We start from the raw sequence: 15,064 nt of genomic DNA on the forward strand, positions 1-15,064 counted from the left end.
ACCTAACTATCCAACCTGAGCACAGCAAGGAAGGCTTCTTGTGGAATTTCCACGTTACCGACCTGCTTCATGCGTTTTTTACCGGCCTTCTGCTTTTCCAACAGCTTGCGCTTACGGCTAACGTCACCACCGTAGCATTTGGCCAATACGTTCTTTCTGAGTGCCTTGACGGAGGTCCGCGCGATGATCTGCCCGCCAATGGCGGCCTGGATCGCAACGTCGAACATCTGGCGCGGAATCAGTTCCTTCATCTTCTCGGTCAACTGGCGACCTTTGTAGTGCGCGTTGTCCTTATGCACGATCAGCGCCAGGGCATCGACCTTGTCGCCGTTGATCAGCACGTCCAGCTTGACCAGATTAGCCGACTGGTAGCGATCGAAGTGGTAATCCAGCGAAGCATAGCCGCGACTGGTGGACTTCAGGCGATCGAAGAAGTCCAGGACCACTTCGTTCATCGGCAAATCGTAGGTCACCTGGACCTGGGTACCCAGGAACAACATGTCGTGCTGCACGCCACGTTTTTCGATACACAGGGTAATGACGTTGCCCAGGTGCTCCTGCGGCACAAGAATATTGGCCCGCACGATCGGCTCACGCATGTCTTCGATCGAAGACAGGTCTGGGAGCTTGGACGGGTTATCGACGTAAATCGTTTCACCGGTTTTCAGCAACAGCTCGAAAATTACCGTTGGCGCCGTGGTGATCAGGTCCAGGTCGTACTCGCGCTCCAGGCGCTCCTGGATGATTTCCATGTGCAGCATGCCAAGGAACCCGCAACGGAAGCCGAAGCCCAGGGCGTCGGAGCTTTCCGGGGTGTACTGCAGGGACGAGTCGTTGAGGGTGAGCTTTTGCAGGGCTTCACGGAAGTCTTCGAAGTCGTCGGAGCTGACCGGGAACAGACCGGCGTACACCTGCGGCTGGATGCGCTTGAAGCCTGGCAGCACGTCGACGTCAGGGGTCGAACTCAAGGTCAGGGTATCGCCCACTGGCGCACCGTGAATGTCCTTGATACCGGCGATGATGAAGCCTACTTCACCGGCTTTCAGGTCGACGGTGGCAGTGTGTTTCGGGTTGAACACACCGACGCTGTCCACCAGGTGGATCTTGCCGGTGGATTTGACCAGGATCTTGTCGCCCTTCTTCACGCGGCCGTGGCGTACGCGAACCAGGGAAACAACGCCCAGATAGTTGTCGAACCAGGAGTCGATGATCAACGCTTGCAGCGGATCTTCGATGTTGCCGGTAGGCGCGGGAATGGTCTTGACCAGGCGCTCGAGCACCTCATCGACGCCCAGGCCAGTCTTGGCACTGCACTCGACGGCATCGGTGGCGTCGATGCCGATGATTTTTTCGATTTCTTCTTTCACCCGGTCCGGATCGGCCTGTGGCAGGTCGATCTTGTTCAGCACCGGCATGACTTCCAGGCCCTGCTCGATCGCCGTGTAGCAGTTGGCAACCGACTGCGCTTCCACGCCCTGGCCAGCATCGACCACCAGCAACGCACCTTCACAGGCCGCCAACGAGCGGCTGACTTCATAGGTGAAGTCAACGTGGCCGGGGGTGTCGATGAAGTTCAGCTGGTACTTGATGCCGTCTTTGGCGGTGTAATACAAGGTAACGCTGTGGGCCTTGATGGTGATCCCGCGTTCGCGCTCAAGGTCCATGGAGTCCAGAACCTGGGCTTCCATTTCACGCTCGGCCAGGCCGCCGCACATCTGGATGAAGCGATCGGCCAGCGTCGACTTGCCATGGTCAATGTGGGCGATGATGGAGAAATTGCGGATATGACTCAAATCACTCACGGATCAACACTCAAAAAGGCTGCAGGCATAGCCCGCCGAAAAATAGCCGGGAATTGTACCTGAAACACCAGGCAAGCGTCACGTTTGCAGGTGAAGGCATCACTTGCAAAAACGCCCCGCTCTGGCGAACGGGGCGTTTTTGCAGACAAACTTCGGTTCAAATACCGCTGATCAGCCGGCTCGACGCATCAGCCAGAGGCCTGCCAGCGCACACACCGCAGCTGGGATCAACACCGCAAACAGCGGCGAGAAACCGAACACCAGGCTCGACGGACCGAGCAAATCCTGGACGATGCGGAAGGTGAAGCCCACCAGCACACCGGTGAAGACCCGCTGACCGAGGGTTACCGAACGCAGTGGACCAAAGATGAAGGAGATCGCCATCAGCACCAGGGCTGCGGTGACCAGCGGCTGCAACACCTTGACCCAAAATGCCAGCCAGTAGCGGCCGTTGTTCAGGCCCTGGTCAGCCAGGTAATGGATATAACCCCACAGGCCGCTGATCGACAGCGATTCCGGGGCCATCACCACGGTGCTCAGCAGTTGCGGGCTGAGGGCCACATCCCAACGCTCGACCGCAGCGCTCACCACTTCAGTGCTCTTGCCGTGGAACAGGGTGGTGGTGACGTCACTCAACTGCCAGTGATCGGTGTCGAACTCGGCGCGTTTAGCGAAGCTTGCGGACAGCAGGTGGTGGTCATTATCGAAACGATAACGGGTCACGCCATACAGGCGGCCATTGGGCTGCACCGAGTTGACGTGAATGAACTCGTCCCCCTGGCGGTGCCACAAACCGTGCTTGGCGCTTTGCGAATCGCCACTGCCCTGGGCCAGCGAACGGTTGGCCTGGGCGATGTTTTCCGTGGCGGGCGCCACATACTCGCCGATCAACACGCCGGCCACCATCAGGAACAGCATCGGCTTCATCACTGCCCAGACGATCCGCCCAATGGATACGCCGGCCGCACGCATGATGGTCAATTCGCTGTTACTGGCCAGGCTGCCAAGGCCGATCAGGCAACCGATCAGGGCAGCCATGGGCAACATGTCGTACAGCCGGCGCGGCGCGGTCAGGAGCACGTAGCCCAGAACGTCCATCACCGTGTAGGTATCGCTGGCATCGCCCATTTCATCAATGAAGGCGAACAGGGTCGCCAGGCCGAGGATGATCCCCAGCACGGCCAGGATCGCCATGAATACACTGCTACCAATGTAGCGATCGAGCTTAACCACGGGTCACCTCCAACGCATAGCGGCGACTCGCCATCTTCAAGCGCAACGGCTCCCAGTAGAGCAACCCCAGGCCTATGACCAGGAAAATCCCGTGGACCCACCACAACCCCAGCGCCGGCGGCAACTTGCCCTTCTCCAATGCGCCGCGGGCAGCGATCAGGATGGTCAGGTAGGCCATGTACAGCAGGATCGCCGGCAACAGCTTGAGGAACCGGCCCTGACGCGGATTGACCCGCGACAGTGGCACGGCCATCAGGGTCACGATGAACACCAGCAACGGCAGGGACAGGCGCCATTGCAATTCGGCATGGGAGCGCACGTCATCGCTGCCCAGCAGGTTGGCGGTACTGATGGCGTCGCGGTCGGTTACTTCGTCGCTGACGTCAGGCTTGGGCAACAGTACGCCATAGGTGTCGTACTTGATGATCCGGTAATTGGCCTGCCCCGGATTGCCGTCATAACGATAGCCGTTGTCCAGAATCAGGTAGCGGTTGCCGTCCGGCTTGATCTCCTGACGGCCCTTCTCGGCCACCAGTACAGAGATGCCGCGATCCTTGTTGCCTGAGGCTTCGTTCTTCTGCGAGATGAACACGCCTGCCAGGTTGACGCGATCGTCCGAGAGTTTTTCGGTATAGGTCACCCGCGTGCCGTCGCGCAACGACTGGAAGCGTCCTGGCTCCAGGGTATCGAACTCGGTCAGGGCATCCTGCTTGTTCAGCAGCAACTGGAACTGGTTGGCACCTTGCGGGGCCAGGCCCAGGCTCAACCAGGCCACCAGCAATGCGACCAGCGTGGCCGGGAACAAGGTGTAGGCGAACAGGCGTTGCTGGCTCATGCCGGTGGCCGACAGCACGGTCATTTCGCTCTCGAGATACAGCCGGCCATAAGCCAGCAGAATCCCCAGGAACAACCCCAGTGGCAGGATCAACTGCAAGAAGCCCGGCAGGCGGAAGCCCATGATCAGGAACAGGGAACCCGGATCCAGCAGGCCGGCAGCGGCTTGGGCGAGGTACTTGATGAAGCGCCCACTCATGATGATGACCAGCAGCACGGCACTGACGGCGCTCAGGGTCACCAGGACTTCACGGGAAAGATAACGGAAGACAATCAAACCAGACACTCCAGGGTTGTCAGGCTAAGGCGGCCAAACAAGCAAACAGGTCGGACGGCTCGTGAAACCATGAGCCACCGCAAAAGATGCGGCATTATCCTGTGATTGACCGCGCCTGTCACTGCGCACGCTCACGCCGGCATGCAATGCATTAAAGATCACTTGCGCAAGGGTTGTCAGGCGCAGTCAGCGAGGTTCAAACTGCGGCCTTTGTCGCGGGCCTTACCCGCACCTTTCTATATAGAAGGCAAACGTGTGCGCACAGGCTGCGGCACGCTGCACTTTGACCATTTATTCAGGGACCCGGACATGGAACTGGTTGTAAAAAGCGTTAGCCCAGAAACCTTGAAAACCGCCACGCTGGTCATCGCAGTCGGCGAAGGCCGGACACTCGGCAACGTTGCCAAGCAGGTCGATGAGCTCAGCGGCGGCGCCATCAGCGCCATCCTCAAGCGTGGCGACCTGACCGGCAAAGTTGGCCAGAGCCTGTTGCTGCACAGCCTGCCGAACCTCAAGGCCGAACGTGTGCTGCTGGTAGGTGTGGGCAAGGACGCAGAATTGGGCGATCGTCCATTGCGCAAAATCGTCGCCGGCATCCTCAACACCCTCAAGGGCCTGGGTGGCAGCGATGCCGCACTCGCGCTGGACGAAGTGGTGGTCAAGGGTCGTGACAGCTATGGCAAGACCCGCCTGCTGGCCGAAACCCTGCTGGACGGCGAATACAGCTTCGACCAGTTCAAGAGCCAGAAGGCCGAACCACGCGCCCTAAAGAAAATCACCCTGTTGACCATCAAGGCTGCACAGGCCGAAGTACAACGCGCCGTGACTCACGCCAGCGCGATTGCCAACGGCATGGCGTTCACCCGCGACCTGGGCAACCTGCCGCCGAACATCTGTCACCCAACCTTCCTGGGCGAGCAAGCCAAGGCACTGGGTAAAGAGTTCAAGAGCCTGAAAGTCGAAGTGCTGGACGAGAAAAAGATCAAGGAACTGGGCATGGGCTCGTTCTACGCCGTGGGTCAGGGCAGCGACCAGCCGCCACGCCTGATCGTCATGCAATACAACGGCGGCAAGAAGTCCGAGAAGCCGTACGCCCTGGTGGGCAAGGGCATCACCTTCGACACCGGCGGTATCAGCCTCAAGCCGGGCGCCGGCATGGATGAAATGAAGTACGACATGGGCGGCGCCGCCAGCGTGTTTGGTACCCTGCGTGCCGTGCTCGAGCTGAAGCTGCCGATCAACCTGGTGTGCATCCTGGCCTGTGCCGAGAACATGCCGAGCGGCGGCGCTGCCCGCCCAGGCGATATCGTCACCACCATGAGCGGCCAGACCGTGGAAATCCTCAACACCGACGCCGAAGGCCGCCTGGTGCTGTGTGACGCCCTGACCTACGCCGAGCGCTTCAAGCCACAGGCAGTGATCGATATCGCCACCCTGACCGGCGCCTGCATCGTCGCCCTGGGCTCCCACACCTCCGGCCTGCTGGGCAACAACGACGAACTGATCGAACAACTGCTGAGCGCCGGCAAGACTGCCGACGACCGTGCCTGGCAACTGCCGCTGTTCGATGAGTACCAGGAACAACTGGACAGCCCGTTCGCCGACATCGCCAACATTGGCGGGCCGAAAGCCGGCACCATCACGGCAGCGTGCTTCCTGTCGCGCTTCACCAAGAACCTCAACTGGGCGCACCTGGACATCGCGGGTACCGCCTGGACCAGCGGTGGCAAGGACAAGGGCGCCACTGGCCGCCCGGTACCATTGCTGACCCAATACCTGCTGGATCGCGCCAAGGCCTGAAACCGATGACCTGAAGCGGCGTCACCCTCGGGGGCGCCGCTTCAGGCTCAGGAACCGCAATGACCAAAGTCGACTTTTACATCCTGCCCAGCGCCGATCCCCAGGCGCGGCTGGACTTCGCCTGCAAGCTCAGCGAAAAGGCCTGGCGCATGGGGCACCGCATCTACCTGCACTGCAGCGACGCCGCCCAACGCGACGACCTGGATGCTCGCCTGTGGGCGTTCAAGGGCGAAAGCTTCGTTCCCCACGGCCCAGCCGAGAGCGAACCGGACGGCTTGATTGTGCTGGGCCTGGGCGATGATCCGGGCGAGCACCAGGACCTGCTGGTCAACCTCGACCTCAAGGTCCCACCATTTGCCCAACGGTTTGCCCGAGTGGCAGAAGTAGTAGTCGAAGATCCCGCTATTCGTCAGGCCGCGCGGGAGAGTTTCCGCTTCTACCGCGAACAGGGCTATCCTCTGCAAGATCACCGTCTACAGCGACTCTGAGTACAAGATGGACACGCCAAAACCACTGCAAAAGGCCGCTCACCTGCTGGATGACCTCGAGTCGATCCGCCAGTTGCTCGGCGATGACAACCTGCAACCACCACTGCTGACCGACACCGTCGAGACCGCGAGTGATGAAGGCCAGATTCCCTTGCTGTTCGACCAAGTCAGCGGCAAACCACTGGCCGAAGCCGTCGAACAACCTGCTCCTGCTCCTGCTCCAACTCCAGCACCAGCACCAGCCGCCACGACCACCGCTCAGCAAGCTGCCGACGTCATGCTGCATCTGGATGGTGAGTTACGCGCGGCCGCGCAGTTGATCATGCAAGACGTGATCGATGACTTTGCCCCGCACATCGAGACGGAAATCAAGCGTCGCCTCGATGCACGAATGGAACGCTTATTGAGCCAGTACGACAACTGACCGCGTGCTTTTGAGTACCCCCTTGTACGAGGGATAGGTCGCCAGTGAAATTGGCGACCTTACACTTCAAATACCAACCCACTATTCAATGACATTACATTCAGCAACTAATACTTAACTGAATAGTGCACAACATCAACTAGCCCTTACCTGGACGAGGTAATTCCTTGAAGGTGCAGGCGCCCTCGGCTTTATCTTCGCAATAATACTGGCTATACCACGGTTCCCAGGCTCCCCCCGCCTGAATACTGACAACAGTGCCTTCGCGCTTGAAGCGCATGTCCAACTTACCACCGTCACGCAGGCTGTACCCGCAGTGCAGGATTTCACCGATCACCACACCTTCGACTGCATCGCCATGGGCCTTGAATATAGCCTCATCGAACCCACCGACCGGGCCGCGCCCAGTCTGTGAAGTGCCATTCCATTGACCCTGGCCGCTGACGGTAGCTGCGACATAACTGGCGGTGGTACCGACCTCCTTGATATCCGCAACTTTCGGGCAATATTCCACGGTTCCTGCCCAGGCATTCGCCGACATCAGGAGAGGAATCAACAACGCAACTTGTTTAATATACATACATGCTCCATGCCATTATTTAAAACACTATATTTCCCTGCAGGCAGCGTGCAACACATTCAACTTGCACACACCTCCTTGAATACTACGCACACACAGCACTTACTCAAACAAGCAAACTTGTAGGCAAATTCCTTATATGCCAAGGAAACTATCGCGCTAATTAGCTCCCCACCTGCCCCTCCCCCATCAGCCCAATGCAATTCCCACACGAGCCTGGAGCACCGCGACCGCCGCTCCTGGAAAAAACAGCAGATTTCTCCCTCCTGCCATCAGCTCGCTCTACGCCCCAGGCGACATCCCCGCTATACTTGCCGGCTTTTCCTGAATAAATGCCAATAGGGTCCCGCCGCGCATGGATAAGACCTACCAGCCGCACGCCATTGAAACTTCCTGGTACAACACCTGGGAGTCCGAGAACTACTTCGCCCCGCAAGGCGCGGGCGATTCCTACACCATCATGATCCCGCCGCCGAACGTCACCGGCAGCCTGCACATGGGTCACGGTTTCAATAACGCGATCATGGACGCCCTGATCCGTTTCCGCCGCATGCAGGGTCGCAACACCCTGTGGCAACCGGGTACCGACCACGCCGGTATCGCCACCCAGATGCTGGTGGAGCGTCAGCTCGAAGCCAAGGGCCAGAGCCGCCACGACCTGGGCCGTGAGCAATTCCTGGAAAAGATCTGGGAATGGAAAGATGAGTCCGGCGGCAACATCAGCCGGCAGATCCGCCGCCTCGGCTCGTCGGTGGATTGGAGCCGCGAGCGCTTCACCATGGACGACGGCCTCTCGGAAGCGGTCAAGGAAGCGTTCGTGCGCCTGCACGAAGACGGTCTGATCTACCGCGGCAAGCGCCTGGTCAACTGGGACACCAAGCTGCACACGGCGATTTCCGACCTCGAAGTGGAAAACCACGACGAGAAAGGTTTCCTGTGGAACCTCAAGTACCCGCTGGCCGACGGCGCCAAGACCGCTGAAGGCAACGATTACCTGATCGTCGCGACCACTCGCCCGGAAACCATGCTCGGCGACTCCGCCGTGGCCGTGAACCCGAACGATGAACGCTACAAGGCCCTGATCGGCCAATTCGTCGAGCTGCCGCTGGTTGGCCGCCGCATCCCGATCATTGCTGACGATTACTGTGATCCTGAGTTCGGCACCGGCTGCGTGAAAATCACCCCGGCCCACGATTTCAACGACTACGAAGTCGGCAAGCGCCACAACCTGCCGCTGCTCAACATCTTCGACAAGAACGCCGCGGTGCTGCCTGCCTGCCAGGTGTTCAACCTCGACGGTACGCTCAACGACAGCATCGACGGCAAGATCCCGGCCGAATACGCCGGCCTCGACCGTTTTGAAGCGCGCAAGCAGATCGTCGCAGCGTTCGACGCCGCCGGCCTGCTGGTCAGCGTTGACGATCACGCCCTGAAAGTGCCCAAGGGCGACCGCTCCGGCACCATCATCGAACCGTGGCTGACCGACCAGTGGTACGTTTCCACCAAGCCACTGGCCGAGCCTGCGATTGCCGCCGTGGAAGACGGCCGCATCCAGTTCGTACCGAAACAGTACGAAAACATGTACTTTTCGTGGATGCGCGACATCCAGGACTGGTGCATCAGCCGTCAGCTGTGGTGGGGCCACCGGATTCCGGCTTGGTACGACGAGTCGGGCAAGGTCTACGTCGGTCGCGACGAAGCCGAAGTGCGCGCCAAGCACAACCTGGGGCCTGATGTTGCCCTGCAGCAGGACAACGACGTCCTCGACACCTGGTTCAGCTCGGGCCTGTGGACCTTCTCCACCCTCGGCTGGCCGCAACAGACCGAGTTCCTCAAGAAGTTCCACTCCACCGACGTACTGGTGACTGGCTTCGACATCATTTTCTTCTGGGTTGCCCGGATGATCATGCTCACCATGCACCTGGTGAAAAACGAGGATGGCACGCCGCAGGTACCGTTCAAGACCGTGTACGTACATGGCTTGGTGCGCGACGGCCAGGGCCAGAAGATGTCCAAGTCCAAGGGCAACGTCCTTGACCCGCTGGACATCATCGACGGCATCGACCTGGAAACCCTGGTGCAAAAACGCACCAGCGGCCTGATGCAGCCAAAACTGGCGAAAAAGATCGAGAAGCAGACCCGCGACGAGTTCGCCGACGGCATCGCCAGCTACGGCACCGACGCCCTGCGCTTCACCTTCTGCTCGCTGGCGTCCACCGGTCGCGACATCAAGTTCGATATGGGCCGCGTCGAAGGCTATCGCAACTTCTGCAACAAGATCTGGAACGCTGCGCGCTACGTGCTGGACAAGGGCGAGGACTGCGGCCAGAACGGCGAAGCCTACGAGCTGTCGCTGGCCGATCGCTGGATCATCTCCCAGTTGCAACGCACCGAAGCCGAAGTGACCCGCCAACTCGAGCAGTTCCGCTTCGACCTGGCTGCACAGGCCCTGTACGAGTTCATCTGGAACCAGTATTGCGACTGGTACCTGGAACTGTCCAAGCCAGTGCTGTGGGACGAAAACGGCCCGATCGAACGCCAGCGCGGAACCCGTCGCACCCTGGTGCGCGTGCTGGAAGTAGCGCTGCGCCTGGCGCACCCGTTCATGCCGTTCATCACCGAAGAAATCTGGCAGCGCATCGCGCCGCTGGCCGGCATCGACGGCAAGACCATCATGCTGCAACCTTGGCCAGTGGCCAATGAAGCACGCATCGACCAGGCGGCCGAAGACGACATCGAATGGCTCAAGGGCCTGATGCTGGGCACGCGCAACATTCGCGGCGAGATGAACATCGGCCCGGGCAAACCCCTGCCGATCTTCCTGAAGAACGTCAGCGCCGAAGACCAGCGTCGCCTCAGCGAGAACGAAGTCCTGCTGAAAAAGCTGGCCAAGCTGGAATCCATCACCGTGCTGGCAGCCGGCGAAGAAGCGCCATTGTCGGCCACCGCGCTGGTTGGCGAGATGGAAGTGCTGGTGCCGATGGCCGGCCTGATCGACAAGGGTGCGGAACTCGCCCGTCTGGACAAGGAAATCCAGCGCCTGCAAGGTGAAGTGCAGCGTGTCGGCGGCAAGCTGTCCAACGCCGGTTTCGTCGACAAGGCCCCGGCCGAAGTCATCGAGAAAGAACGCGCCAAACTGGCCGAAGCCGAACAGGCTCTGGGCAAGCTGGCCGAGCAACACGCTCGGATTGCCAGCCTGTAACGGCATACCGCTATAAAAAAGGGAGGCCCGCAACGGCCTCCCTTTTTTGTGCCCGCCCCTTCCCCACAAACACCACAACACCCTGTGGGAGCGGGCTTGCCCGCGATGAGGCCCTCACATTCAACATTGATGTGACTGACAGATCGCCATCGCGGGCAAGCCCGCTCCCACAGGGATTCGTGCTGATCTTCACAATTGCATTCACAGCGCCTGGATGTGGGACAATGCCCGTCTCTTTCAGCCACACCCGAATCGACTACGCCCATGACCACCCCCCGCACACCCCGCCCTGCGCGCAAGAAGCCTGATTCCGCGACCCCGGCCAAAGCCGTGGAGCCCCGCGAAAAGGCCAGCCTGCACCCGCGCAACCGCCACCAGGGCCGTTACGACTTCCCGGCGCTGATCAAGACCACGCCAGAACTGGCGCAGTTCGTGATCATCAACCCCTATGGCAAAGAGAGCATCGACTTCGCCAGCCCGGATGCGGTGCGGGTGTTCAACCGGGCATTGCTCAAGTCGTTCTATGGCATCGCCCATTGGGACATCCCGGCCGACTATCTCTGCCCACCGGTGCCGGGACGTGCCGATTACGTGCACTTTCTTGCCGACCTGCTGGCCAGCGTCAACGACGGTGAGATCCCTCGCGGCGCACCGGTCAAGGTGCTCGACATCGGCATGGGCGCCAACTGCGTTTATCCATTGATCGGCTACAGCGACTACCGCTGGCACTTCCTCGGCTCGGAAATCGATCCGACCGCCGTGGCCGCCGCCAAAGCCATCGTGCAATCCAACGGCCTCAACAAAGCCATCCAGCTGCGTCAGCAAAGCAATCCCAAGCACATCCTGCTGGGCTTGCTGGAGCCGGGCGAACGTTTTGACCTGACCATGTGCAACCCGCCGTTCCATGCCTCCATGGACGAGGCGACCAAGGGCAGCGAACGTAAATGGCGCGCCCTGGGCCGTGCCGACCCGAAACGCAAACTGCCGGTACTGAACTTTGGCGGACAGTCCGCCGAGTTGTGGTGTGAAGGTGGTGAAGCGCGGTTCGTGACGCAACTGATCGCCGAAAGCGCGCACTTTCAACACAAGGTGCTGTGGTTCAGTACCCTGGTCTCGAAAGCGTCAAACCTGCCAGTCATCCAGACCGCGCTGAAAAAGGCCGGCGTGCTGGAGAGCCAGGTAGTGGAGATGTCTCAGGGACAAAAGCAAAGCCGCTTTGTCGCCTGGACCTTCCAGACCAAATCCGAGCAACAAGTCTGGCGCGAGCGCTGGGTTCGCAAAAGCTGAGTCTCGCCTGGCACATAACGCCAGGCACAAAAAAGCCGCGCCCGGATTGCTCCGGGGCGCGGCTCTTTTTTATGCGTCTTACTTGTTAACAGCGTCGGTCAGGCCTTTAGCCACAACCAGCTTGATAACTTTCTTGGCAGCGATTTCGATGGCAGCGCCAGTCGAAGGGTTGCGGCCGGTACGGGCAGGACGCTCGGTCACTTTCAGCTTACCGATACCTGGCAGGGTGATTTCACCGCCGTTTTCCAGTTGATCAGCAACGATTTGGCCCAGTTGGTCCAGTGCGTTACGCGCGGTGGTTTTAGGCGCGTCGATAGCTTCAGCGATATCGGCGATCAGTTGGTCTTTAGTAAGAGCCATGTAGTGTTCCTTCCCTATCAAATTCATATGGATTGCAGAGTGCAGTGTCAGCCATCGAGCCCGATCTTCTGGATCTGGCACCCTCGGCTACAACACCGACGGGTCGGGGTTATAGATACCGAAATCAGGGTTTGGTTCGACCTGACAAATGCTGAATGCACGCTTAACGCAGTGACTTCGCGTAAGACCGGGCAAAACTAGCACAGAGACGGGGAAATATCCGCCTCTACCTACCCATTTGGTCAGCTTTATTGCTCTAAATCCGCAAAAAAGCGCATAAGCCCGGCATGACCCGCCTCCCAACCCCGTCGAGCACCGCCAAAACCAACAGGTGCGGTACACTGGGCACTTTTTCGGGGGAGCACGCCCTCCTCCATTCATACAGCCGAGAAGCCCATGCCGATCCGTCATTGCATCGTCCACCTGATCGACAAAAAACCCGACGGCACACCCGCAGTCCTGCACGCCCGCGACTCGGAACTGGCCGAATCCGCCGCCATCGAGAACATGCTCGCCGACCTCAACGAGAGCTACAACGCCAAGCAAGGCAAAGCCTGGGGCTTGTTCCACGCCGAGTCCGGTGCACATCCGTTCAGCGGCTGGCTGAAGGAGTACCTCGACGGCGGCAAGGACTTCACCGCGTTCAGCCGAATTGCCGTGGAGCACCTGCAAAAGTTGATGGAGGAGTCCAACCTGTCGACCGGCGGTCACGTCCTGTTCGCCCACTACCAGCAAGGCATGACCGACTACCTGGCCATTGCCCTGCTGCACCACAGTGAAGGCGTGGCCGTGACCGACCAGCTCGACGTGACCCCGTCCCGGCACCTGGACCTGGGCCAGTTGCACCTGGCCGCACGGATCAACATCTCCGAGTGGCAGAACAACAAGCAGTCCAAGCAGTACATTTCGTTCATCAAAGGCAAGAACGGGAAAAAGGTCTCGGAGTACTTCCGCGACTTCATCGGCTGCCAGGAAGGTGTCGACGGCCCGGGTGAAACCCGCACCCTGCTCAAGGCCTTCAGCGACTTCGTCGAAAGCGAAGACCTGCCGGAAGACTCCGCCCGCGAGAAGACCAAGACCCTGGTCGACTACGCCAGCAGCCAGGCCAAGCTGGGTGAACCCATGGGCCTGGAGGAGCTGTCGGAACTGATCGACGAAGAACGCCCAAAAGCCTTCTACGATCATATCCGCAACAAGGACTATGGCCTGTCGCCGGAAATCCCCGCCGACAAACGCACCCTCAACCAGTTCCGCCGTTTCACCGGCCGCGCCGAGGGCCTGTCCATCAGTTTTGAAGCGCACCTGCTGGGTTCGAAGATCGAGTACGACGAAGAAGCCGGCACCCTGGTCATCAAGGGCCTGCCGACCTCCCTCACCGACCAGCTCAAGCGTCGCAACTGATGCTCGCAGGCGCACTGAAGAAGGTCCTGCTGATTGTGCTGGTGCTGGTGGTCTATCAGAACTGGGGCAAGATCGAACGGCTGTTCAACCCTTCGCAGGTGGTCGCCGAGCAGGTCCGGGCCAACGCCCGGGTGGTGCTCTACGCCACCGACTGGTGCGGCTACTGCAAACTGACCCGGCGCTTCCTTGATCAGAAGGGCATACCGTTCAAGGAATACGACATCGAGAAGGATGCCGAGGCGCGCAAGGTCTATGAGGCCCTGGGCGGTCGCGGCATCCCGGTGCTGGACGTGAACGGCACGCTGATTCGCGGCTATGAGCCCGAGGCGATTCTGGCTGCCTTGAAATAGATCAGGTCAAAAGATCGCAGCAGCTCACCTCAGGCTGCGATCTTGACCGCTGCTAGCAAGCCTCGATACGAAAACCAAACCGCGGAAAGTGCACATGCACCACCCCACCACGCGGGTCTTCGCGGCGCAGGATCAGCTCTTCACTGCCGGCAAACAGCAACTCGCCGGCCACCGGATCAACCCCGTAGTCGGTTGCCGCGATCACCACCTGCTGGCCTGCGGTAAAACCATTCGGTTCGTTGAACGGTTCATCCGGCAGGGCCGCCGGGGTTGAGTCCCGCGCCACCTGCAAGGCTTCTTCTGCGCTCATCTCACTGAATGCACCATGACCGAAACCCAGTACCCGGGTCAGCCAGGCCGAGACTGTCGGATAGGCATCCACCAGGGGCGCAGTGACGGGCGTGCCCTTCAAGAACCACAGCGGATGGGCCAAGGCGAAGTCGGCAATCGAAGGCTCGCCGAACAGGTAGTCGCCATCACGCTGCAGTTGCTGCTCAAGGCGCGCCATGATCGTCGGCCATTGATGACGGGCCTGGTCCGCCGACAACCGGGTGGCGCTACCACCACTGAACAGTCCGGCGCGGTCGGCGACAAAGGCCTTCACCGCCTCCGGTGATAACCTGGCAAAACGTACCGCTATCGATTCGGGCTGGAACACCAGGCTGACCGCATGCTGGAACACCACCGAGTCGGCCCAGGCGGCGACCGTGGCGCTGACCATTTCCTGCCCTTCGGGGAAGAACGCCGGCAGGGCTTTTTGCTGCTCCAGTCGGCGGGCAATCAGCGCGGTGTCGCAATAGATATCGGCACCGATCTGCAGCACCGGCGTACGACGGTAGCCACCAGTCAAGGCCGTGAGGTCGGGCTTGGGCATCATCGGCGAGATGTTCACCGAGCGCCAGGACAACCCTTTGAAGCCCAGCAACAGCCGCGCCTTTTCTGCGAAAGGAGAAGTCGGGTAATGGTGAAGAATCAACTCTGACATACACAATCCGCCGCTGATGTAAGAAGCCAGCAGCTTAGCGC

General features: G+C 60.0%; 13 protein-coding genes. 7 read left to right on the forward strand and 6 right to left on the reverse strand.

The window, feature by feature from the left end; all coding sequences use genetic code 11:
* Positions 1-2 precede the first annotated feature (2 nt).
* The 3 genes from lepA to lptF all read right to left on the reverse strand — a co-directional run bounded on the left by lepA (position 3) and on the right by lptF (position 4,146).
* Complete coding sequence (lepA, locus tag CKW24_RS24945) at positions 3-1,802, reverse strand: translation elongation factor 4 (RefSeq protein WP_095171189.1); 1,800 nt, start codon at positions 1,800-1,802, stop codon at positions 3-5.
* 171 nt (positions 1,803-1,973) lie between these two features.
* Positions 1,974-3,035, reverse strand: coding sequence for an LPS export ABC transporter permease LptG (gene lptG, locus CKW24_RS24950; protein ID WP_095171191.1), 1,062 nt, complete (start codon positions 3,033-3,035; stop codon positions 1,974-1,976).
* The gene (lptF, locus tag CKW24_RS24955; RefSeq protein WP_095171192.1) at positions 3,028-4,146 is read right to left on the reverse strand and encodes an LPS export ABC transporter permease LptF; all 1,119 of its coding nucleotides are present in this window, start codon (positions 4,144-4,146) and stop codon (positions 3,028-3,030) included. The genes lptG and lptF overlap by 8 nt, the downstream gene beginning before the upstream one ends.
* Before the next feature lie 309 nt (positions 4,147-4,455).
* On the opposite strand from lptF, the gene CKW24_RS24960 reads away from it, so the two are divergent.
* Genes CKW24_RS24960 through CKW24_RS24970 form a run of 3 tightly spaced genes read left to right on the forward strand, consistent with a single transcriptional unit; the run spans position 4,456 to position 6,858 of the window.
* Positions 4,456-5,946 carry a leucyl aminopeptidase gene (locus CKW24_RS24960; RefSeq protein WP_095171194.1) on the forward strand — a complete coding sequence of 497 codons (1,491 nt, stop codon included), beginning with the start codon at positions 4,456-4,458 and terminating at the stop codon, positions 5,944-5,946.
* A gap of 59 nt (positions 5,947-6,005) precedes the next feature.
* Positions 6,006-6,434: a DNA polymerase III subunit chi gene (locus CKW24_RS24965; RefSeq protein WP_095171196.1), complete on the forward strand. Its 429-nt coding sequence runs from the start codon at positions 6,006-6,008 to the stop codon at positions 6,432-6,434.
* 7 nt (positions 6,435-6,441) lie between these two features.
* Complete coding sequence (locus CKW24_RS24970) at positions 6,442-6,858, forward strand: DNA polymerase III subunit chi (protein WP_095171198.1); 417 nt, start codon at positions 6,442-6,444, stop codon at positions 6,856-6,858.
* A gap of 139 nt (positions 6,859-6,997) precedes the next feature.
* On the opposite strand, the gene CKW24_RS24975 is transcribed toward CKW24_RS24970, so the two are convergent.
* Positions 6,998-7,438, reverse strand: a complete 441-nt coding sequence (locus CKW24_RS24975) for a DUF3757 domain-containing protein (RefSeq protein ID WP_095171200.1) — start codon at positions 7,436-7,438, stop codon at positions 6,998-7,000.
* A 355-nt stretch (positions 7,439-7,793) separates the two neighbouring features.
* Between CKW24_RS24975 and CKW24_RS24980 the strand changes: the two genes are divergently transcribed.
* Together CKW24_RS24980 and rlmF are read left to right on the forward strand one after the other, a co-directional pair.
* On the forward strand, positions 7,794-10,640 hold the full coding sequence (locus CKW24_RS24980; RefSeq protein ID WP_095171201.1) for a valine--tRNA ligase: 2,847 nt from the start codon (positions 7,794-7,796) through the stop codon (positions 10,638-10,640).
* Positions 10,641-10,904: 264 nt separating this feature from the next.
* On the forward strand, positions 10,905-11,927 hold the full coding sequence (gene rlmF / locus CKW24_RS24985) for a 23S rRNA (adenine(1618)-N(6))-methyltransferase RlmF (RefSeq protein WP_095171203.1): 1,023 nt from the start codon (positions 10,905-10,907) through the stop codon (positions 11,925-11,927).
* A gap of 78 nt (positions 11,928-12,005) precedes the next feature.
* Here rlmF and CKW24_RS24990 read toward each other — a convergent pair whose 3' ends face one another.
* Positions 12,006-12,287: an HU family DNA-binding protein gene (locus CKW24_RS24990; RefSeq protein WP_007905514.1), complete on the reverse strand. Its 282-nt coding sequence runs from the start codon at positions 12,285-12,287 to the stop codon at positions 12,006-12,008.
* Between the two features lie 396 nt (positions 12,288-12,683).
* On the opposite strand from CKW24_RS24990, the gene yejK reads away from it, so the two are divergent.
* Entirely contained in the window at positions 12,684-13,688 is a 1,005-nt protein-coding gene (gene yejK, locus CKW24_RS24995; protein WP_095171205.1) for a nucleoid-associated protein YejK, read from the forward strand.
* Positions 13,688-14,038: a glutaredoxin domain-containing protein gene (locus CKW24_RS25000; RefSeq protein ID WP_095171206.1), complete on the forward strand. Its 351-nt coding sequence runs from the start codon at positions 13,688-13,690 to the stop codon at positions 14,036-14,038. The genes yejK and CKW24_RS25000 overlap by 1 nt, the downstream gene beginning before the upstream one ends.
* Positions 14,039-14,090: 52 nt before the next feature.
* Here CKW24_RS25000 and CKW24_RS25005 read toward each other — a convergent pair whose 3' ends face one another.
* On the reverse strand, positions 14,091-15,023 hold the full coding sequence (locus tag CKW24_RS25005; protein ID WP_095171208.1) for a glutathione S-transferase family protein: 933 nt from the start codon (positions 15,021-15,023) through the stop codon (positions 14,091-14,093).
* Positions 15,024-15,064 lie beyond the last annotated feature (41 nt).

It is taken from the genome of Pseudomonas sp. Irchel 3H3 (genome assembly GCF_900187635.1).
Taxonomy (GTDB): Bacteria; Pseudomonadota; Gammaproteobacteria; order Pseudomonadales; family Pseudomonadaceae; genus Aquipseudomonas.